Source organism: Devosia insulae DS-56 (assembly GCF_000970465.2).
GTDB lineage: Bacteria > Pseudomonadota > Alphaproteobacteria > Rhizobiales > Devosiaceae > Devosia_A > Devosia_A insulae.
Window position 1 is genome coordinate 1 of sequence record NZ_LAJE02000145.1, and the last position, 2,129, is coordinate 2,129.

The 2,129-nt window shown below is 66.3% G+C and carries 2 protein-coding genes; both read right to left on the reverse strand.

The genetic code is table 11. The annotated features are described in order from the left end of the window. Positions 1 to 114 precede the first annotated feature (114 nt). Positions 115 to 1,101: an acetyltransferase domain-containing protein gene (locus tag VW23_RS08410; protein WP_176730356.1), complete on the reverse strand. Its 987-nt coding sequence runs from the start codon at positions 1,099 to 1,101 to the stop codon at positions 115 to 117. 380 nt (positions 1,102 to 1,481) lie between these two features. After that, positions 1,482 to 1,928, reverse strand: a complete 447-nt coding sequence (gene queF / locus VW23_RS08415) for a preQ(1) synthase (protein ID WP_069909127.1) — start codon at positions 1,926 to 1,928, stop codon at positions 1,482 to 1,484. Between the last annotated feature and the right edge of the window lie 201 nt (positions 1,929 to 2,129).

The following is a 2,129-nucleotide window of genomic DNA, read 5'->3' on the forward strand; positions in this document are numbered from 1 at the left end:
CCCCGACCCTCTCCCCAGAGGGGAGAGGGGGCGATGGGGCACTGCCCGTGCAAAGTGCGTCCCCTCTCCCCGCCGGGGAGAGGGTCAGGGTGAGGGGAAGGCCAGGGCATTCGCCTAAGGCGCCTGATCCGCCATCGCCGTACAAAGCTGCGCCACGGCCCTGAGCTGCGTGTTCTGCTCCAGCGTCGGGTTGGTCGCGGCGACCGCTTCCCAGAGGTTCCCGGTTTCCACCTGCTCGACGGCGCAGCCGCAATAGCGCTCGCAGCGGGCGAGGTCGGAGCCGGTGCCGAGGCACGCGGCATTGCAGCTTTTGACGAAATCCTGGCTGACGCTGAGCACCGGCGGCGCCAGGATCGGCGCCTGCAGCTGCGTCAGCCCCCAGAGCACGCCGATGATCAGCGGCTGGTGGAGGACATAGATCGGCAGGCTCCAGCGGCCCATCCACGCCAGCCCGCGGGCCAGCGGCTCGTTGCTGTGGAAATGCCCCAGGTCCTCGGCCAGTGGCGACGCGAGGATCAGCCGCATCGCCGCGATGCCGAGCAGCACCACGCCGAACCACGGGAAGATCGGCACCACGTCGCTGGTCGGCGGTGAAGTCGGCCAGAAGCCGATCCAGGCGAGCTCGCGGCTCGAGAATATCGGATCGTTGTAGATCAAGTTCGCGGCGATGATGGCGACGCCGATCGCCGCTACCAGCCAGGGCGGCAGCCTGAGAAAGGCGAGGCCCATGAGCGAGAACAGCGCGATGGCGTGCAGTACGCCGAAGAACACGAAGTAATCGGGGAACATCCAGTAGGTGCCCGCCGTCACCAGCAGCGCGCAGACGACCAGGATGCCGAAGCGGCGCCAGAACTTGTTCCAGCGGATGGCTCTGCCATGCGCCAGCACCAGCCCGGCGCCGACCAAGAGGAGGAAGCTCGAGAGGATCGACTTCTGGAACACCACCCAGCCGAACACCGTGGTGACGTCGACGTTCGAGAAGCCGAAATAATAGAGGTCCCAGGCGATGTGGAAGATGACCATGGCGATGATCGCCACGCCGCGTAAGAGATCGAGCAGCTGGTAGCGGGGCCGCCGCCCGCTGCTCACATCAAGACTCACCTGTTTCGACTCCCACTCGCTTTCGGCGACCATAGTGGAACGCTCGCCCGGCGCTCAAGCATGACAAATGCTTCAGTCGTCGCCTCCCTCAAGGGGCAGGGCAATCGCGTATGGAGCGCTGGCAGTAGTTGGAGTGCCTTCTCCCCTTGTGGGAGAAGGTGGCCGAAGGCCGGATGAGGGGTTCTCTCCGCGCACTCAGTCGCTCGTCGCTTACGCTCCGAGCGCGCTACACTTCGTTGCGCGGACCCCTCATCCGCCCTTCGGGCACCTTCTCCCACAAGGGGAGAAGGCAAGAGGTGCCCATCGCTGTCATATGCGATAGCCCTCCCCTCCTAGCGGACGCGTAGCGCCGCGGGGGGAGGGGAGCTAAGGCCAGTGTGCTAGCCACGCCCGCGATAGCCTGGCACGCCCTGTTCAGGCAGCCACAGAGTGGCCGGCGCCGCGCCGGTCTGCCAGAACACATCGATCGGGATGCCGCCGCGCGGGTACCAGTAGCCGCCGATGCGCAGCCAGCGTGGCGCCAGCGCCTCGACCAGGCGCTTCGCTATCTCCACCGTCGTCGCCTCGTGGAAGGCGCCGTGGTTGCGGTACGAGAACATGAACAGCTTCAGCGATTTGCTCTCGATCATCCACTGGTCGGCGACATAGTCGATGACCAGGTGCGCGAAATCCGGCTGCCCGGTGCTCGGGCAGAGCGCGGTGAATTCCGGCACGGTGAAGCGGATCAGGTAGTCGATATCGGGATGAGGGTTGGGCACGCGGTCGAGCACGGCACTGGCCGGGTCGAGCGGCATCTCGGCCGGGCGGCCGAGGACGGACGTATCCATTCTTGTCTCCTGAGGTCGGGCCCGGCGGATGGCCGGGGACGGGAGTTGCGTTCTGCCACCGGCGATGACCGGCGCGCGCGCTCCATACGCCGCGACCGTCGGCGCATCCAGCACAATCGCCCGGGGCGTCGCCGAATGACTTCGCATCCCGGCAAAGCTCGGCTACCATCGCCCCATGTATTCGGGTGTGTTGGGTTTGAA

Excerpts from the sequence above, each read along its gene's own strand:
- queF (WP_069909127.1), bottom strand. The coding sequence starts at position 1,928 with ATGGATACGTCCGTCCTCGGCCGCCCGGCCGAGATGCCGCTCGACCCG.